This window comes from Microbacterium sp. NPDC079176, assembly GCF_040686675.1.
GTDB lineage: Bacteria > Actinomycetota > Actinomycetes > Actinomycetales > Microbacteriaceae > Microbacterium.
On sequence record NZ_JBFBLM010000001.1, the window covers coordinates 72575 to 97710 of the forward strand.

The following is a 25136-nucleotide window of genomic DNA, read 5'->3' on the forward strand; positions in this document are numbered from 1 at the left end:
GTACCGCGGAGTGCGGCCCGTGTCAGCGGAGGATCCCCTTCCGGCGCGCCTCCGAGACGGCCGCGGTGCGTGAGCTGACGTCGAGCTTCGAGAAGATGTGCGCGAGATGCGATTTCACGGTCGTCTCGCTGACGAAGAGCTGTTCTGCCACCTCGCTGTTCGAACGCCCTGCGGCGACGAGCTCGAGGACCTCGATCTCGCGGCTGCTGAGGCTGACTCGGGGTGCACGCATCCGGTCGAGCAATCGCGAGGCGATCACCGGCGCGAGTGCGCTCTCTCCGGCGGCCGCCGCGCGTACGGCGGCGGTCAGCTCGTGCGGCGGGGCGTCCTTCAGCAGGTAGCCGCTCGCACCGGCCTCGACGGCGCCGAGGATGTCGGCATCCGAGTCGTAGTTCGTGAGCACGAGCACGTAGGGCGGCGCTTCGAGCGCCCGGATGCGTCGCGTCGCATCCACCCCGGTGGTGGTTGTCTGAGACCCGAACTGGAGGTCCATCAACACCACGTCGGGATTCTCGCGCTCCGCGCAGGCGACCGCTTCATCAGGCGTTGCCGCCTCCGCGACCACCTCGAGATCCGGTTCCAGGCTGAACAGGGCATGGAGACCGGCTCGGACGATGGGGTGGTCGTCGGCGATCACGAGGCGGATCATGCGAACTCCGTGAGGGGGAGGTCGACGGTGAGCGTCGTTCCCCGCCCGGATGCCGCGTCGATCACGAGGCTTCCCCCGAGCTGCTCCACTCGCTCGGCGGTGGCGCGCAGACCGAACGAGTCGGACTTCTCAGCGGTCCCCGGCGCAGGGAGCTCGGCGTCGAATCCGTCTCCGTCATCTTCGACCGTAAAGCGCAGGTGGTCGTTCTCGATGCCGATGGTGACCGTCGCCGTCGTCGCGTGAGCGTGCTGGACGACGTTGGCGATGGCTCCCTGCGTGATGCGCAGCAGCGCCGTCTGCAGGTGCATGGGCAGCACGACAGCGTCGGACACCCGCACCTGGACGTCGAGTCCCTGCGTCGCCCACTGCGTTCGCGCCAGTCGGCGCAGCGCCCCGCCGAGGGTCTGGTCGTCGAGCTGGGGTGGGGTCAGCTCACGGATGAATCGCCGAGCCTCGACGAGGTTCGCGGCGGCCGTCTCGCGCGCGAGCCGGATGTGCTCGATGCCCGGTCGGGTGTCATCGGCGCGTTCCGCGGCGTGCAGCAGCATCTGGATGCTGGAGAGTCCCTGCGCGAGTGTGTCGTGGATCTCGCGGGCGAGCCGCGCGCGCTCCGCGAGGACCCCCGACTCGTGTTCGCGCGCGGCGAGCTGTCCGCGGGTCGCCAGCAGTTCGCTGACCAGCGCCTCACGCTGCTGGGCCTCTCTCGCGAGGGCCTGGTAGCCGAGGCCGATCAGGAGGGCGACGCCGGCGCCGACGAACGGGCCGACCACGCCGCCGACGCTCCACCCGCTGTGGATGCCGAGGGCGCAGACGGCGACGATCGTCGCGGCCAGTATCGCCGCCGATCCCGCCCAGCGCCCCAGAAGGTGCAGGAACAGGAAGAACAGGGGGAACACGAGGTAGGCGGCGTCGGCGCTCACCCACAGCAGGCCCAACCACTCCGCCGAGAGCAGGGCGAGCCAGATCAGTGACGTCAGCCGTCGTCCGCGGGAGAGACGAGCGAGCAGCGCACCCGACGCATACGTCGCGCCGACGATCAGCGCCAGGACGATCGCGGACGCGCTCGACTCCGACGGGTCGAGCACGGCCCGCGCGATGACGACCCCCGTCAGGGCGAAGAAGAGGACGTGGAGACCGGTCCGCAGACCCACGAACACCGGGGTCAGAGCGGTATGCGCCATGGCTCGAACTCTACGCCGACGAGCGCACCGCGGCATCGTCCGAAAGGACGATCGAGGCGTCCTCACTCCGGGCGCGAAAGGCTCGTCGAGCGGCTGATGACGTCGAATGGGCCGACGGCGAAAGTGGAATGGTCACCGCATCGGAGACAGGAAAGGCACCACAATGTTCGTCGCGTTACGCGATCTCCGCTTCGCCAAGGGGCGATTCATCCTCATCGGCTCCGTCGTCGCCCTCATCACCCTGCTCGTCGGGTTCCTCAGCGGACTGACGGGGGGCCTCGCCATCCAGAACGTCTCGGGCGTGCTCGCGCTCCCCGCAGACCGCATCGTGTTCTCCGCACCCTCGGGCGGCGACGGTGCGGCCAGTTTCGCGGACTCCGCCATCACCGAGCAGCAGGCGAACGACTGGGCGCAGACGGCAGGGGTGACCGACGCGCGCCCCCTCGGCATCAGTCAGACCCGCGCCGAGACGGACGACACCCGGGCCGCGATCGCGGTGTTCGGTGTCGAGCCCGGCTTCGACGCTGCCGCCCCCTCCGAGAACGGACGGCTGCGCCTGTCGGTGCCCGCGGCGGACGCGCTCGCCGCGAAGGTCGGTGAGCAGATCGAGATCGCGGGCGTCTCCTACGACGTCGAGTCGATCGAGGGAGACGGCTGGTACAGCCACACCCCGGTCGTGCAGATGACCCTGCAGGATTGGCAGGCGTACTCGGCATCCACCGGAAACCCTGACGCCTACGCCACGGTCCTCGCTGTCACGGGAGCCCCCGACTGGGATGCCGCGGATGCGGCGAACGACACGATCTCCGAGACGACGCTCGGATCGCTGACGGCACTCAGCGCCTTCCGCTCCGAGATCGGATCGCTCCTGCTCATGGTCGGCATGCTGTTCGGCATCTCGGGACTCGTCATCGGGGCGTTCTTCACCGTCTGGACGATGCAGCGCAAGGGCGATGTCGCCGTCCTCAAAGCGCTCGGCGCGAGCACGCGCTCCCTGATCCGAGACGCGTTGGGGCAGGCGCTGATCGTCCTGCTGGCGGGCATCGGCATCGGGCTGAGCCTGGTCACCGCGCTCGGCCTGCTCGCGGGCACCGCCCTCCCGTTCCTGCTGAGTCCTGTCACGACCATCCTTCCGGGCGGCATCATGATCGCCCTCGGCCTCGCAGGCGCCGCCTTCGCCCTGCGCTCCGTCACCTCCGCCGACCCTCTCACCGCCCTCGGGAGCAACCGATGATCCGCCTGAACGACATCACTCTGACCTTCCCCGACGGTGACTCGCGGGTGACCGCCGTGGACGGTGTCTCACTCACGGCTCACCCCGGAACCGTCACCGGCATCACAGGGCCCAGCGGCTCGGGAAAGTCCAGTCTGCTCGCCGTCGCCGGCACCCTCCTGCGTCCGGACTCCGGCGAGATCCTCATCGACGGGAACGACGTCACGGCGCTCAGTCCGGCCGAGGCGACGCGTCTGCGGCGGGACCGGATCGGGATCGTCTTCCAGCAGCCCAACCTCATCCCCTCTCTGACGGCCCGAGAGCAGCTGAGCGTCATGAACGAGCTCGGTGCGCCGCGCAGCCGCCGCCGCGATCGCGCCGCCGCGGCATCCCGTGCGGATGAGCTGCTCGCCGCGGTCGGCCTCGCCGAGCACGGTCACAAGAGGCCGCACCAGCTCTCCGGCGGACAGCGTCAGCGAGTCAACATCGCGCGAGCGCTCATGAACGATCCGAGCGTGCTTCTGGTCGACGAGCCCACCAGCGCTCTCGACCAGGAGCGCGGAGCGAAGATCATCGACCTCATCCTCCGACTCACCGATGAGCGCAACACCTCGACGCTGCTCGTCACCCATGACCTCGTGCACCTGCCGCGCATGCACGGGGTGCTGCACCTCGTGGACGGTCGCGTCACGCGGTAGGCGGACCCGGCGACCGGGTGAGATGGGTATGAGGCGATCCTGTTACCGCGGAGTACGCTCGCTCGTGTGGGGCGGATCACGACGCGGAGACCGATACTGAAGCTCACTCTCGGGGAGGGAGCCACTCGGCGTGCCGACACGCTCGCCGTCGAGGAGCCCCTGGAGATCCGGGTCGCAGGCTCACCGCTCGCCGTCACGATGCGCACTCCGGGGCATGACGTCGAGCTCGCGGCGGGGTTCCTCGTGTCCGAGGGGATCATCGCCCAGGCCGAAGACTTCCATTCGGCGATCCACTGCGGTGGCCCCGGCACCGGTGGACAAGAGAACACCTACAACGTGCTCGACATCAGCCTCGCTCACGGCGTCGCGCTTCCCGACCCCGAGGCCGCTCGGCGCTTCTACATGACCAGCTCCTGCGGGGTCTGCGGCAAGGCCAGCATCGACGCCGTCCGCACGGTGTCGCGGCATCCGGTGTCCGTCGACGATGTCCAGGTCGGGGCCGAGCAGATCGCGTCGTTCCCTGATCGGCTGCGCGCCGAGCAGGCGGCGTTCGACAAGACCGGTGGTCTGCACGCCGCCGCGCTGTTCGACGCCGACTCGGGCGAGCTGCTCGTGCTGCGCGAAGACGTCGGGCGTCACAACGCCGTCGACAAGGTGGTGGGGTGGGCGCTGCTGAACGACCGGCTTTCCCTGCGTCGGCAGATCCTCCAGGTCTCGGGCAGGGCGAGCTTCGAACTGGTGCAGAAGGCCGCGATGGCCGGCATCCCCCTGCTCAGTGCCGTCTCGGCCCCCTCGTCTCTCGCCGCCGAGCTCGCCGAGGAGGCCGGGGTGACGCTCATCGGGTTCGTCCGAGGGCGTTCGATGAACATCTATTCGCACGCGCATCGGGTGCGCCTCGACGGGCTCGCACCGTCTGCGCACGCCGAAGAAGGGGCACGCCATGCTCGATAGCCAGGGACCCATCGGCACCGCGTTCGGGCTGATGCCCGCCGAGCCGCGTCAGGGCGGATACGGCCCTCGCACCGATCGACCGTGGTCGCGCAAGCCGTACCGGCATCCGGCCGCCGGGTGGGGAGCCGCCGTGTCGGTGGGGCGGGTGGTGCTGGATCAGCGAGAGCCCATCGCCGGACCGCTCGCGATGCTGCAGATGAACCACCCCATGTCGGGCTACGACTGCCCCGGATGCGCGTGGCCGGACGACCCGGGCAATCTGAAGCTCGACATCTGCGAGAACGGCATCAAGCACGTCACGTGGGAGATGACGCGCAAGCGCGTCGACCGCCGGTTCTTCGCCGAGCATTCGGTCACCGAGCTCGCGACGTGGCCCGATTTCGACCTGGAGGACCAGGGTCGTCTCACCGAGCCGATGGTCTACGACGCCGCCACCGATCACTACGTGCCGATCTCGTGGGACGACGCCTTCGCGCTCGTCGGCGACGAGCTGCAGGCGCTCGACAGTCCCGACGAGGCCGCGTTCTACACCTCGGGGCGTCTGAGCAACGAGGCGACCTTCCTGTATCAGCTGATGGTGCGCGAGTACGGCACCAACAACCTGCCCGACTGCTCGAACATGTGCCACGAGGCCTCCGGACGCGCGCTCAAGGCGTCGATCGCGACCGGCAAGGGCACTGTCGACATGCACGACTGGGACGACTGCGACGCCCTCTTCGTGCTGGGCGTGAACGCGGCATCCAATGCTCCCCGCATGCTCACCGCGCTCTCGGATGCCGTGAAGCGCGGCGCGCAGGTCGTGCACGTCAACCCGCTCGTCGAGGCCGGGGCGACCCGGACGATCGTGCCGCACGACTTCGTCGACATGGCGCGCTTCGCGGCGACGGACACGAGCACCATGAACCTGCAGGTGCGCCCGGGGGGCGATCTGGCGCTGATCCGCGGCATGTCGAAGGTCGTCTTCGAAGCCGCCGCCACCGACCCGTCGGTGCTGGACAGCGAATTCCTCAGCACTCTGACGAACGGCATCGACGAGTACCGCGCACTGGTCGACGCCACGAGCTGGGCAGATCTCGTCGTTCAGTCCGGCCTCACGGAAGAGCAGATCCGCGCCGCCGCTGCGGTCTATCTGGCCTCGGAGCGTACGATCATCAGCTGGTGCCTCGGCGTGAGTCAGCACGAGCACGGCGTCGACACGGTGCGCGAGATCGTCAATCTGCTGCTCCTGCGCGGCAACATCGGCCGCAAGGGGGCGGGCCCGTCGCCGATCCGCGGACACAGCAATGTGCAGGGCAACCGCACGTGCGGCATCGATCACCGGCCGACGGAGGCGTGGCTCGACCGCCTCGCGGAGGTCTGTCGCATCGAGCCGCCGCGGCATCCGGGGCTCGACACCGTCCGCACGATCGAGGCGATGCATGACCGGCGCGTGAAGGTGTTCGTCGGCATGGGCGGCAACTTCGTGCTCGCTGCGCCCGACACCCCGTTCACCGCGCAGGGGCTCGAGAAGTGCCGCCTGACGGTGCAGGTGAGCACGAAGCTGAACCGCAGCCATCTCGTGCATGGCGAGAAGGCCCTGATCCTGCCGTGTCTCGGCCGCACCGAGCGTGACCAGCAGGCGCAGGGCCCGCAGGGCGTCACCGTCGAGGATGCGATGAGCATGGTGCACCTCTCGAGGGGACGCAAGCAGCCGGCATCCGCCTATCTGAGGTCGGAGCCGGCGATCATCGCCGGCATCGCGAAGGCGACCCTGCCGCACACGGCGACGCCCTGGGATTGGTACGTCGGCGACTACGACAACATCCGCGATGTGATGGCGAAGGTGCTGCCGGGGTTCGAGGGCTTCAACGACCTGATCCGCGACCGGCACGGGTTCCGCATTCCGCAGCCCGCCAGGGACCGCGTGTTCGAGACGCCGTCGGGCCGTGCCGAATTCTCCCTGGCTCCACTGCCGAACGTCATCCCCGAGTCCGCCGACACCCTCGTGCTGCAGACGGTGCGCTCGCACGACCAGTGGAACACCACGATCTACTCCAACGACGACCGGTACCGAGGCGTCAAGAACCTGCGCGAGCTCGTCTTCCTGCATGAGGACGACATGCGCGATCGCGGCCTCGTCGAGGGCGATCTGGTCGACATCGTGTCGACGTCGAAAGACGGGTCGACACGGATGCTGAAGGCGTTCCGCGCGGTTCCGTACGACCTGCCGCGCGGCAGCGCCGCCGGGTACATGCCGGAGATGAACGTGCTGATCGGTCGCAAGGACTTCAGCGTCCAGAGCGACCAGCCGCTGATGAAGAGCATCCAGGTGACGGTCTCGCGCGCGAGCGCGTGAGGGCGCTCGCCTGACTCAGGCCTCGGCGGTCACTGACTGAAGCGCGTGCACGACGGGGGCCAGCTCGGGCTGCGTGACCGCCTCGCCGAGAGCCCGTTCGAGTGTCTCGTCGTGGATCGGGTGCGCCTGCTCATACAGGGCCAGACCGGCCGGGGTGAGTTCGGTGTAGATGCCTCGACGGTCGTCGGCGCAGAGGATGCGCGTGAGCAGCCCGCGGTCTTCGAGCCGTGTCACGAGACGCGTCGTGGCGCTCGGGCTCAGCGCGGTCGCGCGGGCGAGCTGCTGCATGCGCATGTGCCAGCCGTCCTGTCTGCTGAGGGCGTCGAGCACCGTGTACTCGACGACGGACAGGCCGACGGATGCGCCCAGTGCCTTCTCGAGGTCGGCCTCGATGATCCCGTGCAGAGCGGCGAGCGTTCGCCAGCCGCGTGCCCGGATCTCGACAGCGTCGTCTGAGATGCCCACAGTGACCTCCGAAGTAGTTGCTTGCGCGGGATAGTTGCGTGTGCAATGATTATCCCTCGTGACGCAATATCCCGCGTCTGCAACTACTTTAGCAGAGGACCACGGAGCACACCCATGCCACTCGGACTCATCGCACTCGCCATCGGCGCCTTCGGGATCGGACTCACCGAGTTCGTGATCATGGGGCTCCTCCCCGACGTCGCCGCGGACTTCGGGGTCACCGAGGCCACGGCCGGCTGGCTCATCTCGGGCTACGCGCTCAGCGTGGTCGTCGGTGCACTCGGCCTCACCGCCGCAACGACCCGTCTGCCCCGCAAACCGGTGCTGCTCGGCCTCGTCGTGCTGTTCATCGTCGGCAATGCGATCACCGCCCTCGCCCCGGACTACACGACCGCCATGATCGGACGCATCGTCGCGGCGCTGTGCCATGGAGCGTTCTTCGGCATCGGATCCGTCGTCGCCGCCGACCTCGTCGCCCCCGAGAAGAAGGCGCGGGCGATCGCGATCATGTTCACCGGCCTCACAGCGGCGAACGTGTTCGGTGTTCCGTTCGGAACCTTCCTCGGACAGCAGTTCGGCTGGCGGTCGACGTTCTGGGTCATCTCCGCCATCGGCATCGTCGCCTTCGCGGGCATCGCCCTGCTGGTCACGGCACCGAAGACGGCAGGCCAGCAGGTGAGTCTGCGCGGCGAGCTCCGGGCCTTCCGGTCCGGACAGGTGTGGCTCTCGCTCATCGTCACCGCGCTCGCCTTCGGCGGCATGTTCGGCGCCTTCACCTACATCGCCTACACGCTCACCGGGGTCACGGGCTTCGCAGACACCACGGTGCCGTGGCTGCTCGTGCTCTTCGGCGCCGGGCTCGTCGCGGGCAACTGGATCGGCGGACGCCTGGCCGACCGATCGATCGACCGCACGCTGCTGATCTTCATCGCGGCTCTGGTCGTCGTGCTCGTGCTGTTCGGCTTCTTCGCCTGGTCGCAGCCCGTGACCATCGCGATCCTCGTTCTGATGGGCGCGTTCGGATTCGGCACGGTTCCGGGGCTCCAGAGCCGCATCATGCACTACGCCGGCGGTGCACCGACCCTCGCCTCCGGCGCCAACATCGGCGCCTTCAACGTGGGCAACGCCCTCGGCGCGTGGGCGGGCGGCCTCGGCATCGCCGCAGGGCTCGGCTACACCTCGCCGATCTGGATCGGGGCCGCGATCACCGCATCCGCCCTGGTCGTCATGGTGATCGCCGTGGTCGCAGCCAGGAAGCCGTCGCCCGCCCCCACCGGCACGCTGCAGACCGTCGCCGCGTGACCACCCGATTCGCGGAGAGAGAAAGAAGCACGAGCATGAACGCTCCCATCGTCCCCACACTCACCCTGAACAACGGCATCGAGATGCCGCAGCTCGGATACGGCGTGTTCCAGGTGCCGGATGCCGAGACCACGGCCGCCGTCGCTGCCGCCCTCGACGCCGGGTACCGCAGCATCGACACCGCGGCGATCTACGGCAACGAGGCCGGCGTCGGGCGTGCGATCGCCGAGTCGGGCATCCCTCGCGACGAGCTGTTCGTGACGTCGAAGGCATGGATCTCCGACCACGGATACGACGCCGCCCTGCGCGCATACGATGCGTCCCTCGAACGGCTCGGCCTCGATCACCTCGACCTGTACCTGATCCACTGGCCGACGCCCGCTCTGGCGACGTACCCCGAGACCTGGCGTGCGCTCGAGAGCCTCTACGCGGACGGGCGCGTACGAGCCATCGGCGTCTCGAACTTCGAACCCGAGCACCTCGCGCGCATCGCCTCCGAGGGTCGCGTCGTGCCCGCCGTCAACCAGGTCGAGCTCCACCCGGCGCTGCAGAACCGAGCGGTCGCCGAGGCTAACGCTCAGCGGGGGATCCTCACCGAAGCATGGAGCCCGCTCGCCCAGGGCGCCGTGCTCTCCGATCGCTCGGTCGTCGAGATCGCCGAGCGGCACGAGCGGACGCCAGCCCAGATCGTGCTGCGTTGGCACCTGCAGCAGGGGCGCATCGTGATCCCCAAGTCGGTGACCCCCGCTCGCATCGCCGAGAACCTCGACGTGTTCGGGTTCGAGCTCACCGACGACGAGCTGGCCGCGGTCGATCGCCTCGAGCGCGACGGTCGCACCGGCCCCCACCCCGCCGCGTTCAACGGCTGAGGTCCTCGGGGCGGACTGCGGGCGCAGTGGTCACTGCGCCCGCATGAACTCCTCGGCCGCCTGCACCTGCGCGGTGGAGGGGCGGATGCCGGTGTACAGCACGAACTGCTCGAGGGCCTGCAGGGTCGCCACCTCGGCGCCCGTGATGACGGCCTTCCCGGCCGCGCGCCCGGCGGAGATCAGAGGCGTCTCCGCCGGCAGGGCGACGACGTCGAACACGACGGATGCCGCCGCGATCTGCTCCTCGGTGAACGACAGCGCGTGCTCGTCCGCGCCTCCCGCCATGCCGATCGGCGTGATGTTCACGATGATGTCGGCGGTGGCGGCATCCGCATCCGCCGTCCAGGCGAAGCCGTAGAGATCGGCCAGCCCTCGACCGCGCGCTTCGTTGCGGGCCGCGATCGTGACGCGGCTGAACCCGGCGTCACGGAAGGCGGCGGCGGTGGCCTTGGCCATCCCGCCTGAGCCCCGAAGCAGCACCGATGATGCAGGGTCGAGGGAGTTGCGCTCGATCAGCTGGGCGATCGCGCTGTAGTCCGTGTTGTAGGCGGTGAGCACCCCGTCGTCGTTCACGATCGTGTTCACCGAGTCGATAGCCGTCGCCGAAGGGTCCATGCGGTCGACGAGCGCGATGACGTCTTCCTTGAACGGCATCGAGATCGCGCACCCGCGGATGCCGAGACCGCGCACGCCGGCGATCGCCTGGCCGAGGTCGGTCGGGGCGAAGGCCTTGTAGATCCAGTTCAGGCCCAGCTCCTCGTAGAGGAAGTTGTGGAATCGCGTGCCGTTGTTGCTCGGGCGTGCAGACAGCGAGATGCACAGGGTCATGTCCTTGTTCAGCATGGTCACCGCACCAGGCTACTCGCGCAGTCCGTCCCGTCATTGCCACCGATGACGACGATCGTCAACCCCCCTTGGCGGGATCGAACGGACTCCCCTAGGGTGAAGGTGCATGCACAGGGGATTGATCGTCTCCGTCTTCCCCAGAGACGGGCTGCCTTCCCCAGAGGCAAAGGCGATCCGTGCATGCGATTGGGCCCTCTCGAGTAGTTCTGTCCCCAACGGACTGCTCGAGAGGGCCGCTGTCGTTTGTCTCCATCGCACAAATTTCTAATCTGTCCCCCAAATGGGGGACAAAAGCAGGCGCGAGGGGTTAAGCTGGAATCTGACGCACCCTCCGGTCGTCTTCGGCCCTCATCGCTCCCCCCGCGGTGAGGGCCACACCATTTTCTGAGGGTCTCCATCTGCCCTGTCATGTGACCGCGGACGACCGCTCATGCAACATTTGGGTTACGGGCTGACATCAGGACTTCCGCTCAGCGCGTGCTCCACTAGCGTGGAGCACGTCGGGGCATCCTGCGTCGGCTTCTTTCCAGCAGAACAGGCAGTACATGAGCACCCAGGGCACGGTTAAGTGGTTCAACTCGGAGAAGGGCTTCGGCTTCATCTCCCCCGACGACGGCGGCGCTGACGTTTTCGCGCACTACTCCGCCATCGAGTCATCCGGCTACCGCTCTCTTGAAGAGAACCAGCGAGTCGAGTTCGACGTGGCGCAGGGCCCCAAGGGCCTGCAGGCTGAGAACATCCGTCCGCTCTGAGAGCGGACGTCATATAACTCCCCGACCGGAGGTCTGCACTCGTTGCGACCCCCGGCGGGGAGTTCTGTGCTTTCCGGCCGGATTACCCCGGCCGGGTGGCCTCCGGTCGGCCGAGATCAGTGGAGCAGCAGCGCGCGCAGTTCGTCGGCGGATGCGGCGCGGAACGCGGCCTCATCGCCTTCGTGCGTGTCGCTGAAGCCCCACTCGACGAAGATCACCGGCACTCCGTTGGCGTTGCCGCCCTCGACGTCGTGATGGCGATCTCCGACCAGCACGGGGCGTGAGATGTCTGCACCGCGCTCGGCCAGACGGCGCAGCGCCTCGGCGACGATGTCGGTCTTCGACGCGAGCGTCGCCTCGTCGGGCGTCGCACCGACCGTCGTGAGGAAGTACGGGCGCAGTTCGAAGAAGTCGACGATCGCATCGACCTGGATCTCGGGCTTCGAGCTGGCGGTCGCCTGAGGCACCCCTGCCGCGTGCAGATCGCGGATGATCTCGGGCACGCCCGGGTAGGTCGCGACATCGGTCGTGTATCCGTCGGCCTTGCCGAGTGTCCGATAGAAGGTGACCGCCTCGGTCGCCTGCTCGGGGGTCATCGCCGCCTGCGCCTGAAACGACTCGAACATGGGCGGCCCGATCCAGTGCACGAGCTGTTCGCGCGTGGGAGCAGGGTGACCGAAGTGCGTGAGGGCGACGTTCAGACGGCGCAGGATGCCGACCGACGCGTCGGCGATCGTGCCGTCGACGTCCCAGAGCACGCACGAATAGGGGGAAGAAGCCATACCTTCCAGCCTATGGGCAGTGCACGACGCGACCGACCGCGGTGGACATCTGTGCAGATGGCCTCAGAACAGGCGGGGGATGCCGGACTCGATGCCCTTCATGTCGTCGTAGTCGAGCACGAGGCAGCGGATGCCGCGGTCCTCGGCGAGCACCCGCGCCTGCGGCTTGATCTCCTGCGCGGCGAAGACGCCCTGCACCGGCGCGAGGTGCGGGTCGCGGCCCAGCAGCTCGAGATAGCGGGTGAGCTGCTCGACGCCGTTGATGTGTTCTAAATACGCCTATTGCTTTGCAATAGGAAGGTATTTAATGGAGAACTCAATAGTGCGATGTGTGATTTATGCGAAGCAATCTAAGACCCGTGACGGATCCGAATCAATAGACACCCAAATAGAAGCATGCAAGGCTGCATGTGAACGGTACGGCTTTGAGGTCGTGGCCGTGCGCGGCAACGACTCTTACAGTCACCCTCGCGGCTGCGGTGACAGCTGCAAACCAATTCAACGTAGCGGTCCTGGAGCCGTAAGGAGACCTATGAAAGCGAAAGTGATCAACACATAACCACGACGGCAAGACCCACGTGAGGGCGACGCGTTCGAAGCTGAGGCCGAAACCGTGAACACTCTCATTGCAGCCGGTGCGTTGCTAGACATGAATGTGGCTCAATCAGACGACGCTGAAGGCGATGCCCAGATCCTCATCGCTGACGCTCAGGCTGAAGCGAGCAAGATCGTAGCCGCCGCACAGGTGGAAGCTGAAACCATCATCAACACTGCGAAGGAGGATGCGAACACCATCACTTCGACCGCCAACGAAGAAGCGAAGATAACTGCCGACGCTGCTAGATCTCAAGGTGAAGACACCGTGAAGGCCGCAAAGGACCTCGGGAAGGACATCACCGACAAGGCGAAGGCAGAAGCCAAGTCGCTAGTCGACGCAACGAAGAAGCCTGCCGCTAGCTAGTCCACCGGGACTACTGAAGCTACTGAGCGCTCCGAGAGGGGCGCTTTTTGCTGTCACGACACCGAAGTGTTCACGTACTGCCTTGTCGTATGCGATCACCATCGTCCTCAGATTGTCTAGGCCGTCCCAATCCTCGCCGCCGCTGTACTCGACGTCCAGCGAAGCGCTCAGCACGTACGCCAGTGGGTCTCGAAGCTTGTCGGGCGTGATCAATGAAAGGTACGAGGAGAGGTCATCCAGGTCGTTTCGAAGCCGTGCGAGCTGGCTGCTGTCCTCACGGCCATAGGGGTTTCGGCGAGTGCGGCCAGCTGTCAGCGGTCTGGATGTACTCGGCACTCTTCTCGAGGATCCTGTCGTCCCACTTGCGGGTGTCCTCTCGCTTCGCCTTCCACTTCTCCTGTTGACGGTTGAAGTAGAAGCCGAGAACAGCGCCGATGATAAGGAATGCCCCGGCGACCACGGGTACGCCCCACCATGGCGCACTCTCAGCGCCGCCTACCATCTAGATAAGCGATGGGTCGGGTGACGGCGTTGGTGGCATGGGATCACCTAGCGGCGTCTGCTACTACTGGCGCGGCTTCTTCGGGCCATCTTCCATCTCGATCCCGTTGTCTGTCATCGCTTTAATGAACTGATCTGTCGCCCGGTCTGCGAAGTCGGTCCGCTTCCTGTGTGGGTCCAGGTCCCCCGACGTCTTGAGGTCTGTTAGCCCGCGAAGACGGCGCAGGTCGTTTACTAGAGCTTGCTCCGACTGAATGTAGTTGTTCAGACGAGGGGTCATGGTTTTCTCGTCAAAGGGAGGAAGCGTCAGCGAGATGCAGGCGGCAGAGTAAGCGACCACGGTCTTCTGAATGCTCTGAGGCATCACTAGACGGAAGCGGGTGAAAAGGATCGAATGCTGGGCAAGGAGTTTGGTGTTCTCCTCGATAAGTTCGGGAAGGAAGTCAGCCAACGGGGCAACCAGACTCTTCTGACCCAAGCCAGCAAACTTGCTTCCGAGCGTGATGAGCTCGGCCGCGAACTCTAGAAGCTCCTCGGTAAGGGCGTTGGTGCGCTCCTGTGTCGCGCGGCGTTTGTCCTGGATCAGGTTGAACGCGAAGGCCAAGATCGCACCGAGCAATAGGAACGAGCCAGCTACCACTGCATCCCCAAACCAGGGCGCGCCGTCACTGGCACCCACTAGTTGGATCAACTGGGGCTCAGGAGAGGGGGTAGGTGGCATGCCCTCAATTTAGCGGGCGGTGTCGATACAGTGCTCTTGTGACCGAGAAGAACAGAGTGCGGCTCCAGCGCACGCAGGTGGGCCGAGACACCGGCACGGGTCGGGAGATGGGGAAACCTTCGGACGGCGAGGTCTTCGTGCTGTTGAAGGGGAAGTTTGTTAGCTTGTCGGTGCCTCAGAAGGAAGCCCTGGGCGTGCGGGTCGGGCGCAGAGGAGGGCTATATCCGTCCACCAAGCCTCTCAAGCTAAAGAAGCTCGAGGGGAGCATGTACATCGGCTCCAGCGATGCCGTCGTGGTCATGAAGGTGGTTCAGGCGTACATGGCCGTCCTGAAGGATCTCGGCTTCGTCCAGTCAGAGATCATCGCCGTCGAGGGGGGTTCCGTCTGGGTCAAGTTCAAGCAGTGGACGGTGAAGGTCGCGGAGAAGCGGAAGGTCCGTGTCGCGGCTACGCAGCTACTCTCAGGGCTCGAAGGTTTCACGGTAGACAAGTTCCAAGCGGACAACACTGGCACTCACGCCAAGTCGGTCGCCGAGCTCGCAGAGAGTACGAAGCACCTAGATTCCTTCTCATTCGATTCCGGACCGCTCCAGTATGTCCAGTACACGGATGAAGAAGGGAAGATGCACGCCCGCGCTCGTGTGATCGGCTCGAAGGACGTGGCATCTAACCGTCTTGGTGAGGACGTAGTGAGAGACCCGAAGAAGATGCTCGGGGTACTCGGGCAGAAGAACGACAGCATTAAAGCGGTCCCCGAAGAGTAGAGCTTTACATTCGCTCCGAAGCCGTTCATATTCAAGGTCAGATATGGCCGGACGATACGACTTTCCGACAGAGCAAGGTATAACCCTCAGCAAGGCGGTGAGTTGGAAGGATGAGTCGGACAACCCAGTCAACCTGACGGGCATGGGAGTCAAAGGGGCGATCCGCAGCCGTGACGCGGCATCTGGAACAGCTGGATTCTCTTGGAAACGACTCACCTCCTAGTTGCGTTCGTCAACATCTGATGAGTATGAGCACCCTATCCGGGCCGTTGCGCTCGGTCGCTCTGCGTCGGCAGGGGCCTTCTTCGCCCCTGAAGACCTTTGGTCGCAAGACAGCGTGATTGACCGGCGAAAGATGCTTGCGGCCCACTGGGGAGTCAGCGTTAGCACCCTTGAGCGTTTGGAAGCCGAGGGCGCGTTACTGCTGGACTACTACATTGGCGTTTTGGAATCACCGTCGTTCGTATCCGCACAGTTCGATGCGGTGAGGTCGAGTCTGCGCCTGACGCGGTGGTGGGTGGAGAGACGCGGTATCGTCATCGACCCTGATGTCTGGGATTCAGCGCTCTGAGGTCCGTTGTTTGAAATCGAACAGAAGGTCAGAACAGCGTAGGAATGCCGCTCTCGACACCCTTCATCGCTTCATAGTCCAGGAGCAGTACTTCGATTCCTCGATCGTTCGCGAGGGTCCGTGCCTGGGGTGCGATGCTCTGAGCTGCGAGTATGCCCCGTACGGGCGCGATGTGGCTGTCACGGTTCAGGAGCTCGAGGTATCGGGTGAGCTGCTCTACAGCGTCAATATTGGCCTTGCGCTTGATCTCGACAGCGATCGCCGCGCCGGCGGCATCCCTCACGAGCAGGTCGACGGGACCGATCGCGGTCGGGTACTCGCGGCGCACCAGGGTCGCGCCGTCGGAGATGCGCTCGACCTGCTCGGCGAGCAGGCGCTGCAGATCGGCTTCAACGCCGTCCTTCTGCAGACCGGGGTCGACGCCGAGGTCGTGGTTGGTGTCGTGCAGGATCTCGTAGATCTGCACGCGGAGCGCGTCGCCGGTCTTCTTGTGCGTCACTCGCCATACTTCGGTGACACCGGCGATGGACTCCTCCTCGCCGGGTTCCTCGGCCGCGAGGGAGCACGGCGGGCTCATCCAGTTCAGCGGCTTGTAGCTGCCGCCGTCGGAGTGCACGAGCAGACTCCCGTCTCCCTTGTGCACGAGCAGACGCGTGGCGAGCGGGAGGTGGGCATTGAGGCGGCCCGTGTAATCCACGGAGCAGCGGGCGATGACGAGACGCACCCGTCGAGCCTACTTCGTCGGGTCGACTCGTTCTGCTGATGTCAGCATCAGCGCCGAAGTTTCCACATCTGCGGCGGATCGACTCCCGTCGTCGATTCCATCGGACTGGATCCTGACATTCTGGGCGGACAGGTCAAGGATGAGGAGATGACGGTGTCGATAGAGCTCGTGACCATGATCGTGACCGTCGCGACCACGCTGCTGGGGCTTGCCGCAGGCTTCGGATGGATGATCACGCGCACGGATGCGCGGTTCGAGATGTTCGAGCAGCGTATGGATGCGCGGTTCGAGAAGGTCGAGCAGCGCATGGATGCGAGGTTCGAGAAGTTCGAGCAGCGTATGGACGCGCGGTTCGAGAAGGTGGCCGTCGAGCTCGGAGAGGTGAAGATCGCCATCGCCCGACTCGAAGGCCCGGCGCCGCGTCCGCTTGTCGCCCGCTGATCTACGAGGCTGACTTCGCGGTGACCGGCGGCGTCGACATCTCGTCCTTGCGGAGCGGGCGCGCGGCACCCGAGAACAGGCCGGACAACACGACCAGGCCGACGAGGATGTAGAGCGTGTTGAGCAGTCCGATGTGCTCGCTGATGAAGCCGAGCACGGGCGGGCCGCCCAGGAACGAGATGTAGCCGATCGTCGCGGCTGCGCTCACTCGCGCGGCCGCCTTGGCGGGGTCGTCTGCGGCGGCGGACATACCGAGCGGGAAGCCGAGAGAAGCGCCCACGCCCCACAGTGCTGCGCCCACGAAGACGAGAGGAAGGCTGGGGGCGAGGATGAAGATCAGGATGCCGGATGCGGCGGCAACCGCGAGGATGCGCAGCACGGCGACGCGGCCGAACCTGTCGACCAGTGGGCCTCCGAAGACGCGGACGACGGTCATCGCGACCGAGAACGTCGCGAGCGCGGCGGCGCCCAGTGCGGTGCCGCCTCCGTGGTCTTCGGCGACGCCGAGGGCGAGCCAGTCGTTGGCGCCGCCCTCTGCGAACGACATGCCGAGCATGACGACGCCGATCGCGTAGGTGCGCGGCTCGCGCCAGGCGGACATCGCGACGTGCATCCGCTCCCGCCAGTGAGGCTTCTCTGCGTCGTTGGCCGCGGGGTCGAGTGCCTCTTCGCGTCGCGGCACGTTCGCGATGCTGGCGATGCCGATGGCGGCGATCGCGACGGCGATCACGAGCGTATGGGTGAAGACGTCGATGTGCAGCTGTGCGGCAAGCGCCCCGAGCCCGGCGCCGATCACGGTGCCGAAGCTGAAGAAGGCGTGGAAGAGGGGCAGGATCGTCTTGCCCGAGTGCTGCTCGATCGCGGTGGCCTCGACGTTCATCATGACGTCGACGCAGCCGTTGCCGAGTCCGAACAGCACGAGACCGATCAGCACCACGGAGTACGAGCCGAGGACGTTGGCGCCGATGCCGATGAGGGCCACGCCCGAGGCGAAGGTGAAGATCGACACCATCATGCCGAGGCGCGCGCCGGTGCGTGCCATGATCGCCGGGCTGGTCGAGATGCCGATAATCGAGGCGATGCCCGCGCCGAGCAGCAGCATGCCCACCTGAGCCTTGTCGACCTCGAGGGCGAGCTTGATGTCGGGGACACGGGACGCCCAGGTCGCGATCGAGAGACCGCTGGCGAGGAAGATCGCGAAGATCGCGGTGCGCCAGCGCACGTACTGCGATCGGGAGAGAGCCGTGTCCATGCGGATCAGCATATCGAATCGATTCGATGATCGGGAAGCCGGGGAGCTATCCTCGAAGTATGACGAGCCACGACAGCCCGCGCCGAGCGACGATTGCCGACGTCGCACGCGAGGCGGGAGTTGCCACGTCGACGGCATCCGTCGTCTTCAGCGGCAAGGCCAACGTCGCGCCGGCCACGCGCGAGCGGGTGCTCGCCGCAGCGGCGGCCCTCGGGTATGCCGGTCCCGACCCGCGCGCCGCATCGCTGCGTCGAGGACGCAGCGGCATCGTCGCGGTCGTGCTCGAGGGGCACCTGCGTGCGGCGTTCCTCGACCCGGTGACCACCGCCATGATGGACGGCCTGACCGATGGGATGGCCGAGCTCAGTGCCGGCATACTGCTGATGCGCGACGAGCCGGGCGACGACGAGTCGTCGCTCTCGAACGCACCCGTCGATGCGGTCGTGCTGATCGGGTGCTCGGGGCGCGCCAAGGCGTCGCTCGACATCGTGCGCAGCCGAGGCCTGCCGGTCGTCGTGATCGAGGGTGACGCGGGGGAGGGCATCCCGAAGATCCTGCTCGACAACTCTGCGGCGGCCGCAGACGTCGCACGTCACCTGCGCGACCTCGGACACCGCGACGTCGCACTCGTCACGCTGCCGCTCGACACCCGTCGCGAGCGGGGACCGGTCACTCAGGAGCGAATCGACGCGGCGACGGTGGATGTGACCATCGATCGCCTCACCGGCATGCGCGAGATCTTTCCCGACGCGCCCGCGATCTCGGCCGGAGGCAGCTTCATCGACGAGGGGCTCCTCGCCGGACGGCATCTGCTGGCGGATGCCGAGACGCGGCCCACGGCGATCCTCGCTCAGAGCGATCTGATCGCCGTCGGCATCATCCGCGCCGCGGAGGAGCTGGGACTGCGCGTGCCCGAAGACCTGTCGGTCGCGGGTTTCGACGGGATCGCCGCCGATGGGCTAGGCGACCTCGTGCTCACGACCAGCGTGCAGCCGGCGGTCGAGAAGGGGCGCGCCGCAGGTGAGCAGGTCGCGCGGATGCTCCGGGGAGAAGCCGGCCAGACCCTGCACCTCACGTGCCGGTTCCGCGAGGGAACGACCACCGCGGCACCAACCCGCTGACCGGGTCGCTGCGGTCTCGCTCAACTGCGCTGCGGCCCCAGGGGCAGGGTCTGACTGCCGAAGTCCAGGATCGAGTACCGGCCGCACTCGACCACACGCTCAGGCTGCACCGCCTGCGGAAGATCCCACGGCACGGTCTGCGAATCCTCGACGAGGAACGACACCTCGCCGACTGCGAAGTCCGTGCGGTTGACCAGCCACGCGTAGCCGTTGAGCTGGTGATCGACCTGGACGAGGCGCGAGGGGTCTGCGACATGCAGTGCGGGCAGACGAACGGTCCAGAACTGTCCGGCGCCCGTGCGACCGGAGGCGTCGACCCAGTCCGTCACGCACGCGAGATCAGGGTCCGGCCGGGTGGTCGCGTCCGTCAGGCGCGGGATGCTGAGGCCGCCGACGACGAGAAGCACCACGCCGACGATGGCAGCTGTCGAACGACGCAGGCGGGCGGGGAGGCGAATCGCGCGAGGTGACGCGACGAGCACGAGCACCGGAGCGAAGACGAGAGGCTGCAGGTAGCGCGCGGCATGCGTGCCCAGCGCGATCGCCCCGACGACGACGACGATCGGTGCCGCCCAGGCCATCGCGGCGACGAGACGGGTTCCCGGGTCGCCCTGTTGCGCCGTTCTCACGACGGCGAAGACGATGAGGGCGACGGTGACCAGCAGCCCGATCAGCCCGGGGAGGCTCTGACCGCGTTCGGCGATGAGCCGTGCGTAATAGCCGACCGACTCGTGCCAGTGGTCGGGCTGCGCGTAGCCGACGCCGGTGTTCGCGATCCATGCCGCGAACGGAATACGAGCCAGGAAGCCCGCGGTGGTGCCGGCGAGCAGCACCGCGATGAGGGCGAGGATCTGCGCACGCCGCGACGGAGACACGGCGGCGATGCCCAGGATGATCGCGAGGGGGAGGGTCGCCCACACCGCGTACAGCGGGTTCGAGAGCGCCGATACGAGCGCGACGGCACCGAGAGCGATCGACGGCGAGGCTCTGAGGCGGCCGTCGTCGATCACGCGCCGCACGATGCCGACCGTGATGACGACGCCGATCACGGTCGCCGAGTAGTAGGTGGTCGTCAGCTGCAAGGATGCGAGGTCGAGCGCCTCTCGCGACGCCGAGACATCGGTCATCGCGAGCATGCCGAACACCCCGAGCGCGACGACGGACCAGGTGACGGGCGCAGAGCCCGCGCGGCCGCGGCCGGCGACGAGCCGGATGGCTCCATAGAGGGCGAGGAGATTGACGACCGCGCTGATCGCGAAGAGGCCGTTCACCGTCGCAGGCACGGCGGCGTCGATCGCGGTGAACGCCGCGGTCTCGGGCAGGAACAGCACGCTCGACATCGCCCAGTCGAGCGATTCTCCCGACAGCAGCGACCGCGCGAGCATCGCGACGACCAGCGAATCGCCGTCTCGGAAGAGCAGGTCGGACCGGGCTGACGACGCGACCACGGATGCGGTGACGATCGACACGGCGGCAGCGCACATCCAGCCGGCCAGCTCGCGCACCCACGTCCGAGTCACGGGGCTACTCTGCCACGAGCCCGCGGCAGACCCGGGCAGCGGGGCGGTCAGGAGACCTGCGACCTCAGATCCCAGACCTGCTCCAGGGGAGCGGTGCCCTCGGCGCCGTCTTCGTCGCGGAAGAGCTCGACGAAGCGACCGATGTCGGCCTGCCAGGCGTGGTCGGCCGGATCGTCCTCGAGCGCGGCGACCGCGGCATCCCAGTCATCGCACTCGACCAGGTGGAACAGGCGCCGGCCCGACCTCCAGATCGTCCAGTCGTGGATGCCGATGCGCGCGAAGGTCTCGGCGAGAGCATCCGGGATGCGGGCGTGGTTCGTGCGGTAGTCGTCGACCGCGCCGTCGCGGATCTCGGAGTGCAGAGCGATGCGCATGAGAGGGTCCTTCCGTCAGTCCCTGGGCTGGAACGAGATCGCGACCGGGGTCGTCGCGTCCGCCACCTCGACCAGGATGGCACCATCGACGCGTTCTGCGGTCACCGGATGCTCGCCGATCCGTGCGCTGCTCTCGTCGAGCAGGCCGTGCGGATCGGGGAGCTCGACGTGTCCGTTCCGGTCGACGACCGCGTGCACCGCGTCATCCGTGCGTGTCCAGCGCAGCCAGGGGTCGTCGGACGCCGGCATCCGCTCTTCCGGTCGCGCACCGAACACGGCGTGCCCGTACTGCCTGTTCCAGTGGCCGATGCCCTCGAGGGTCTCTCGTTGCAGATCGGGGATGCGGCCGGACGCCTCGAGGCCGATGTTGAGCAGCAGGTTGCCGCCGCGTGAGACCACGTCGACGAGCAGAAGCACGGCCTCGTGCGCCGACAGCAGGTGCTCGCTCGTCTCCCTGCGGTTGTGGCCGAACGAGAGTCCGATCCCCCGGGTGTTCTCCCACGCCTCGCCGACCTCGACTGCGGTGCCGTGCACGTACTCGCTGGTGCGGAAGTCCCAGTGGGACTCGCCCCAGCGATCGTTGACGACGCCCTCGGGAACCTGTGCGTAGAACGTCTGGAAGGCGTGGGCGATGCTCTTCGGCCCCGGCTCGATTCCCGCAGCCGGCCACCGGATGTCGCCCCAGAGGATGTCGGGACGGTAGCGGTCGATCAGGTCGATGACGTGGTCGTGCGCATATTCCGCGTAGGCGAGGTCATCGGGGGCGGGGGCGCCGTCATGGTCGATGGGCGGCAGGTCGGAGAAGTGCCAGTCGAGACCGCCCGAGTAATACACGCCGAAGCGGAGGCCGGCCGCGCGCGTCGCGTCGGCGAAGGCTCCGATGAGGTCCTGGCCAGGGCCACGGGCGACGGTGTTGCGCCCATCCGTTCCCGGTGCGTCCCAGAGTGTGACGCCGTCGTGGTGCTTGGTCGTGGGGATGAAGTACCGCGCGCCCGTCGCCGCGACCACGGCGAGCACCTCGTCGGCGTCGAACTCCTCGGCCTTCCAGGCATCGAGGAAGTCGTCATAAGGAGCCCCGCCGTAGACCTCCTCGTGATGCCGGTGGGTCGGCGAGCCCTCGATGCGCATGGTGTTGGCGTACCACTCGGCATAGGGATTGTGGGCGTACCACTCGTCCCGTGGCACGGCGCCGAGCTCACCGGTGGGCTCTGCCCAGGCGGGAACCGAGTACGGCCCCCAGTGCACGAAGATCCCCAGTGCGGCGCCGCGGAACCACTCGGGAAGCGGTCGCTCGAACTCGCGGTAGGCCTCGGGACGAACAGGATCGGTTTCGAACATCGCCATCGGTAGGCACCTTTCATCACACCCTTGTGAACGGTTTCGTCTATCACGTATCCTATAGGAAATCTTGAACTCAAAGGAGAGGTTCGATGACAGACGCAGGCTTCCGACGCCCCACAGAGCGCATCCCCGGCGGGGAGTGGTTCAGCGGCGCAGGCTTCGGCCTCTTCGTGCACTGGGACCAGGCATCGCAGCAGGGCATCGAGATCTCCTGGCCCCTCGTCGGACGATCGATCATCCCGGGTGAGGATGCCGTGGAAGACGCCGTGACCGTGGCCGAGTACCAGGCGACGGCTCCGACGTTCGACCCCGTGAACTGGGATGCCGCAGATCTCGCGCGTCGTGCCCGCGAAGCGGGAGCCACCTACCTCGTCTTCACGGCACGTCACCATGCCGGATACAACATGTTCTTCACCGAGGAGTCCGACTTCGGCGTGCAGCACGGCCCCTTCGGTCGCGACATCACCCGTGAGTTCGTCGACGCCGTGCGCGCCGAAGGCCTGAAGGTCGGCATCTACTACAGCCTCCCCGACTGGAACCACCCCGACTATCCGGCATTCCGCGATGAGGACCGGCCGTACAAGCTCGAGCACTGGCCCGCCGCGGGCCTCGCCGAGTTCGCCGACACCCCCGACGCGACCGATCGCCACCGGCGGTCGAGTCCGGAGGAGTGGTCGCGCTACCTCGACTACGTGCGGGCGCAGCTGACCGAGCTCCTCACGAACTACGGGCAGATCGATCTGCTCTGGTTCGACGGCGACTGGGAGCGCTCCGCCGTCGAGTGGACGGCTCCGGCACTGCGCCGCCTGATCAAGGAGCTGCAGCCCGATGTCGTCATCAACGATCGCCTGCCCGGCCAGGGCGACTACCGCACCCCCGAGCAGGGCTTCCCGCTCACCCCGCCGACCGGTCCGTGGGAGCTGTGCCTCACGATCGGCGATCACTGGGCATGGCGCACGGGGCCGGACAACGAGAAGTCCGCGCGGTCGCTGCTCGTCACCCTCATCGACGTCGTCGCCCGCGGCGGCAATCTGCTGCTCAACGTGGGGCCCGGTCCCGACGGTGCGCTGCCGGCGGTCGAACAGGAGAGGCTGGGCGAGTTCGCGGGATGGATGCATGCGCACGCCGAGTCCGTGATCGGTGTCGAGCCCACCGTCGGCATCGACTTCCACGGGCCGACGACCGCGCGCGCCGGACGCCTCTACCTGCATCTGACCGCGGTGCCGGTGGACGAGATCATCGTGCGGGGCCTGCCCGTGCGTCGCATCACCCGGGTGCACCGCCTGGCCGACGATCTCGAGCTGCAGCATGACGCGAGCTTCGAGGTGCACGAGGCCTCGATCGCCGGCGACGACCTGGGCGAGCTGCGCATCGTCGCCCCTGCACCGAGCGGCGCCCTGATCGACGTCGTCGCCATCGACTTCTCCGAGTGACCCGAGCACGACCCGAACCCCCGAGCAGCACCCCCTCACCCATCGCATCGAATCAGCATCCAATGAAGGAGGCAGACAGAATGAATGCACTCTCATCCCGACGCGCGAAGCGTCTCATCCTGACAGGCGTCGCGGGCCTCACCGCTCTCACCCTCGCCGGCTGTGCCAGCGGCTCGGGAGGAGGAGGCGGCGACGCCGGCGGCCCTCTCGTGCTCTACACGTGGGCCGCCAGCGAGGGCGATCAGGCGCAGTGGGCTGACTTCATCGACGGCGCCCAGGCCGAAGATCCCGACCTCGACATCACCGTCGAGGGGCCCAGCTTCTCGGACTACTGGACCAAGGTGAAGACCCGCCTCAGCGGCTCGAACCCGCCCTGCCTGCTGACCACGCAGGCGGCCCGCGCGCAGGAGCTCGGCGACCTGCTGATGCCGCTCGACGACCTGATCGAGAAGTCCGACTTCGACATCGAGAACATCGACGCATCCATGCTCAGCGGCATGACGGTCGACGGCACGATCAGGGCGATCCCCTACGACGCCGAGCCGATCGTCCTGTTCTACAACGTCGAGGCGTTCGAGGCCGCGGGTCTCGAACTGCCCGGCACCGAGTACACGCGCGATCAGTTCATCGCGGATGCGAAGGCGCTGACCGACGGCGACAAGAAGGGCCTCGCGCTCGCACCCGGCATCTTCATCCCGAACGCCTGGTCGCTCGCCGACGGCGTTCCGGCCGTGACCGAGGACGGCGAGCTCGACCTCACGAACCCCGACTTCGTCGACCAGATCCAGAGCTTCTTCGACCTGGTGTCGGTCGAGCAGGTCGCCAAGGCACCCGAAGCGGCGGACGGCTCGGAGGTCTCGCAGCAGGCCTTCACCTCGGGCGAGGTGCCGATGCTGATCGAAGGTCCGTGGATGTACGGCAGCTTCGCCGACGCCGCCGACTTCACGCTCGGCGTCACGATCGTCCCGTCGACCAGCGGCGAGGCCGCCGCGATGACGGCGGGTTCGGGCTTCGGCATCGCGGCCAACTGCGACCGCCCGGACGAGGCGTTCGCGGCGATCGAGGCACTGACCTCGGTGTCCGTGCAGGAGAAGCAGGCCGAGGCGCGCGGCATCGTTCCGGCGCGCATCGAGGCGCTTCCGGCCTGGGCTGAGGGCAAGACCGAGGGTGCCGCCGAGGTCGTCGAGGCTCTGCTGGCCGATGCGACCCCGCAGCGCACCACCCCGACCTGGAACCAGGTCGAGACCCTGATGACCCAGTACGGAGTGCAGGGCTACCGGGGTGAGCTGACGGCGGAGGAGATCATGGAGACCATCCAGAACTCGGTCGCGGGCTGAGCGGATGGCGATCATGAGCGAGCGGAGAGAGG

General features: G+C 67.0%; 24 protein-coding genes and 1 pseudogene. 13 read left to right on the top strand and 12 right to left on the bottom strand.

The features are described 5' to 3' along the window. Positions 1-22 precede the first annotated feature (22 nt). Together AB0P11_RS00375 and AB0P11_RS00380 are read right to left on the bottom strand one after the other, a co-directional pair. The gene (locus tag AB0P11_RS00375) at positions 23-649 is read right to left on the bottom strand and encodes a response regulator transcription factor (protein WP_363518700.1); all 627 of its coding nucleotides are present in this window, start codon (positions 647-649) and stop codon (positions 23-25) included. Continuing rightward, positions 646-1830, bottom strand: coding sequence for a sensor histidine kinase (locus tag AB0P11_RS00380; RefSeq protein WP_363518703.1), 1185 nt, complete (start codon positions 1828-1830; stop codon positions 646-648). Before AB0P11_RS00380 ends, AB0P11_RS00375 begins: the two co-directional genes overlap by 4 nt. 163 nt (positions 1831-1993) lie before the next feature. Here AB0P11_RS00380 and AB0P11_RS00385 point away from each other — a divergent pair, with 163 nt between their 5' ends. The 4 genes from AB0P11_RS00385 to AB0P11_RS00400 all read left to right on the top strand — a co-directional run bounded on the left by AB0P11_RS00385 (position 1994) and on the right by AB0P11_RS00400 (position 7027). After that, entirely contained in the window at positions 1994-3064 is a 1071-nt protein-coding gene (locus AB0P11_RS00385) for an ABC transporter permease (protein ID WP_363518706.1), read from the top strand. Further along, positions 3061-3741, top strand: a complete 681-nt coding sequence (locus AB0P11_RS00390; protein ID WP_187249133.1) for an ABC transporter ATP-binding protein — start codon at positions 3061-3063, stop codon at positions 3739-3741. The genes AB0P11_RS00385 and AB0P11_RS00390 overlap by 4 nt, the downstream gene beginning before the upstream one ends. Before the next feature lie 66 nt (positions 3742-3807). After that, positions 3808-4692 (top strand): formate dehydrogenase accessory sulfurtransferase FdhD, encoded by an 885-nt coding sequence (fdhD, locus tag AB0P11_RS00395; protein WP_363518708.1) that lies wholly within the window; start codon positions 3808-3810, stop codon positions 4690-4692. Continuing rightward, on the top strand, positions 4682-7027 hold the full coding sequence (locus AB0P11_RS00400) for an FdhF/YdeP family oxidoreductase (protein ID WP_363518711.1): 2346 nt from the start codon (positions 4682-4684) through the stop codon (positions 7025-7027). The genes fdhD and AB0P11_RS00400 overlap by 11 nt, the downstream gene beginning before the upstream one ends. Positions 7028-7042: 15 nt before the next feature. Here the strand turns inward: AB0P11_RS00400 and AB0P11_RS00405 are convergent, their stop codons facing one another. Further along, positions 7043-7492 carry a MarR family transcriptional regulator gene (locus tag AB0P11_RS00405; protein WP_363518713.1) on the bottom strand — a complete coding sequence of 150 codons (450 nt, stop codon included), beginning with the start codon at positions 7490-7492 and terminating at the stop codon, positions 7043-7045. A 114-nt stretch (positions 7493-7606) separates the two neighbouring features. Between AB0P11_RS00405 and AB0P11_RS00410 the strand changes: the two genes are divergently transcribed. Continuing rightward, the gene (locus AB0P11_RS00410) at positions 7607-8794 is read left to right on the top strand and encodes an MFS transporter (RefSeq protein ID WP_187249132.1); all 1188 of its coding nucleotides are present in this window, start codon (positions 7607-7609) and stop codon (positions 8792-8794) included. Positions 8795-8829: 35 nt separating this feature from the next. Further along, entirely contained in the window at positions 8830-9663 is an 834-nt protein-coding gene (locus AB0P11_RS00415) for an aldo/keto reductase (protein ID WP_363518717.1), read from the top strand. Between the two features lie 30 nt (positions 9664-9693). Here AB0P11_RS00415 and AB0P11_RS00420 read toward each other — a convergent pair whose 3' ends face one another. After that, complete coding sequence (locus tag AB0P11_RS00420; RefSeq protein WP_363518720.1) at positions 9694-10512, bottom strand: shikimate 5-dehydrogenase; 819 nt, start codon at positions 10510-10512, stop codon at positions 9694-9696. A 542-nt stretch (positions 10513-11054) separates the two neighbouring features. On the opposite strand from AB0P11_RS00420, the gene AB0P11_RS00425 reads away from it, so the two are divergent. Then, positions 11055-11261, top strand: coding sequence for a cold-shock protein (locus AB0P11_RS00425; protein WP_042540947.1), 207 nt, complete (start codon positions 11055-11057; stop codon positions 11259-11261). A gap of 116 nt (positions 11262-11377) precedes the next feature. On the opposite strand, the gene AB0P11_RS00430 is transcribed toward AB0P11_RS00425, so the two are convergent. Next, a complete protein-coding gene (locus AB0P11_RS00430) occupies positions 11378-12043 on the bottom strand; it encodes an HAD hydrolase-like protein (RefSeq protein WP_072590425.1) in 666 nt (221 codons plus the stop codon). Between the two features lie 63 nt (positions 12044-12106). Continuing rightward, a pseudogene (locus AB0P11_RS00435) lies at positions 12107-12307 on the bottom strand (endonuclease NucS domain-containing protein); the annotation flags it as partial. Between the two features lie 349 nt (positions 12308-12656). On the opposite strand from AB0P11_RS00435, the gene AB0P11_RS00440 reads away from it, so the two are divergent. Further along, positions 12657-13004, top strand: a complete 348-nt coding sequence (locus AB0P11_RS00440; protein ID WP_363518722.1) for a hypothetical protein — start codon at positions 12657-12659, stop codon at positions 13002-13004. Between the two features lie 565 nt (positions 13005-13569). Here the strand turns inward: AB0P11_RS00440 and AB0P11_RS00445 are convergent. Continuing rightward, entirely contained in the window at positions 13570-14226 is a 657-nt protein-coding gene (locus tag AB0P11_RS00445; RefSeq protein ID WP_363518725.1) for a hypothetical protein, read from the bottom strand. Between the two features lie 38 nt (positions 14227-14264). Between AB0P11_RS00445 and AB0P11_RS00450 the strand changes: the two genes are divergently transcribed. Beyond that, positions 14265-14990 (top strand): hypothetical protein, encoded by a 726-nt coding sequence (locus AB0P11_RS00450; RefSeq protein WP_363518727.1) that lies wholly within the window; start codon positions 14265-14267, stop codon positions 14988-14990. A 599-nt stretch (positions 14991-15589) separates the two neighbouring features. Here AB0P11_RS00450 and nucS read toward each other — a convergent pair. Beyond that, a complete protein-coding gene (gene nucS, locus AB0P11_RS00455) occupies positions 15590-16285 on the bottom strand; it encodes an endonuclease NucS (protein WP_363518730.1) in 696 nt (231 codons plus the stop codon). A gap of 147 nt (positions 16286-16432) precedes the next feature. Here nucS and AB0P11_RS00460 point away from each other — a divergent pair, with 147 nt between their 5' ends. Further along, on the top strand, positions 16433-16726 hold the full coding sequence (locus AB0P11_RS00460) for a response regulator (RefSeq protein WP_363518733.1): 294 nt from the start codon (positions 16433-16435) through the stop codon (positions 16724-16726). A gap of 1 nt (position 16727) precedes the next feature. Here the strand turns inward: AB0P11_RS00460 and AB0P11_RS00465 are convergent, their stop codons facing one another. Then, on the bottom strand, positions 16728-17978 hold the full coding sequence (locus AB0P11_RS00465) for an MFS transporter (protein ID WP_363518735.1): 1251 nt from the start codon (positions 17976-17978) through the stop codon (positions 16728-16730). A 59-nt stretch (positions 17979-18037) separates the two neighbouring features. Here AB0P11_RS00465 and AB0P11_RS00470 point away from each other — a divergent pair, with 59 nt between their 5' ends. Next, entirely contained in the window at positions 18038-19099 is a 1062-nt protein-coding gene (locus AB0P11_RS00470) for a LacI family DNA-binding transcriptional regulator (protein WP_363518738.1), read from the top strand. Positions 19100-19119: 20 nt separating this feature from the next. On the opposite strand, the gene AB0P11_RS00475 is transcribed toward AB0P11_RS00470, so the two are convergent. From AB0P11_RS00475 to AB0P11_RS00485, 3 genes are read right to left on the bottom strand one after another with little or no spacing between them, the layout of a single operon-like run. Then, complete coding sequence (locus AB0P11_RS00475) at positions 19120-20619, bottom strand: hypothetical protein (RefSeq protein WP_363518741.1); 1500 nt, start codon at positions 20617-20619, stop codon at positions 19120-19122. Positions 20620-20666: 47 nt separating this feature from the next. Beyond that, positions 20667-20993 carry an L-rhamnose mutarotase gene (locus AB0P11_RS00480; RefSeq protein WP_056275821.1) on the bottom strand — a complete coding sequence of 109 codons (327 nt, stop codon included), beginning with the start codon at positions 20991-20993 and terminating at the stop codon, positions 20667-20669. Between the two features lie 15 nt (positions 20994-21008). Next, complete coding sequence (locus tag AB0P11_RS00485) at positions 21009-22337, bottom strand: alpha-L-fucosidase (RefSeq protein WP_363518743.1); 1329 nt, start codon at positions 22335-22337, stop codon at positions 21009-21011. 86 nt (positions 22338-22423) lie between these two features. On the opposite strand from AB0P11_RS00485, the gene AB0P11_RS00490 reads away from it, so the two are divergent. Then, complete coding sequence (locus AB0P11_RS00490) at positions 22424-23767, top strand: alpha-L-fucosidase (RefSeq protein WP_363518746.1); 1344 nt, start codon at positions 22424-22426, stop codon at positions 23765-23767. Positions 23768-23847: 80 nt separating this feature from the next. Further along, a complete protein-coding gene (locus tag AB0P11_RS00495) occupies positions 23848-25104 on the top strand; it encodes a sugar ABC transporter substrate-binding protein (RefSeq protein ID WP_233277270.1) in 1257 nt (418 codons plus the stop codon). The last annotated feature ends 32 nt before the right edge of the window (positions 25105-25136 follow it).

Coding starts and splice junctions, on each gene's coding strand:
- AB0P11_RS00375 (WP_363518700.1), bottom strand. CDS start 649: ATGATCCGCCTCGTGATCGCCGACGACCACCCCATCGTCCGAGCCGGT.
- AB0P11_RS00380 (WP_363518703.1), bottom strand. CDS start 1,830: ATGGCGCATACCGCTCTGACCCCGGTGTTCGTGGGTCTGCGGACCGGT.
- AB0P11_RS00385 (WP_363518706.1), top strand. CDS start 1,994: ATGTTCGTCGCGTTACGCGATCTCCGCTTCGCCAAGGGGCGATTCATC.
- AB0P11_RS00390 (WP_187249133.1), top strand. CDS start 3,061: ATGATCCGCCTGAACGACATCACTCTGACCTTCCCCGACGGTGACTCG.
- AB0P11_RS00400 (WP_363518711.1), top strand. CDS start 4,682: ATGCTCGATAGCCAGGGACCCATCGGCACCGCGTTCGGGCTGATGCCC.
- AB0P11_RS00410 (WP_187249132.1), top strand. CDS start 7,607: ATGCCACTCGGACTCATCGCACTCGCCATCGGCGCCTTCGGGATCGGA.
- AB0P11_RS00415 (WP_363518717.1), top strand. CDS start 8,830: ATGAACGCTCCCATCGTCCCCACACTCACCCTGAACAACGGCATCGAG.
- AB0P11_RS00425 (WP_042540947.1), top strand. CDS start 11,055: ATGAGCACCCAGGGCACGGTTAAGTGGTTCAACTCGGAGAAGGGCTTC.
- AB0P11_RS00430 (WP_072590425.1), bottom strand. CDS start 12,043: ATGGCTTCTTCCCCCTATTCGTGCGTGCTCTGGGACGTCGACGGCACG.
- AB0P11_RS00445 (WP_363518725.1), bottom strand. CDS start 14,226: ATGCCACCTACCCCCTCTCCTGAGCCCCAGTTGATCCAACTAGTGGGT.
- AB0P11_RS00460 (WP_363518733.1), top strand. CDS start 16,433: ATGACGGTGTCGATAGAGCTCGTGACCATGATCGTGACCGTCGCGACC.
- AB0P11_RS00465 (WP_363518735.1), bottom strand. CDS start 17,978: ATGGACACGGCTCTCTCCCGATCGCAGTACGTGCGCTGGCGCACCGCG.
- AB0P11_RS00470 (WP_363518738.1), top strand. CDS start 18,038: ATGACGAGCCACGACAGCCCGCGCCGAGCGACGATTGCCGACGTCGCA.
- AB0P11_RS00480 (WP_056275821.1), bottom strand. CDS start 20,993: ATGCGCATCGCTCTGCACTCCGAGATCCGCGACGGCGCGGTCGACGAC.
- AB0P11_RS00485 (WP_363518743.1), bottom strand. CDS start 22,337: ATGGCGATGTTCGAAACCGATCCTGTTCGTCCCGAGGCCTACCGCGAG.
- AB0P11_RS00490 (WP_363518746.1), top strand. CDS start 22,424: ATGACAGACGCAGGCTTCCGACGCCCCACAGAGCGCATCCCCGGCGGG.
- AB0P11_RS00495 (WP_233277270.1), top strand. CDS start 23,848: ATGAATGCACTCTCATCCCGACGCGCGAAGCGTCTCATCCTGACAGGC.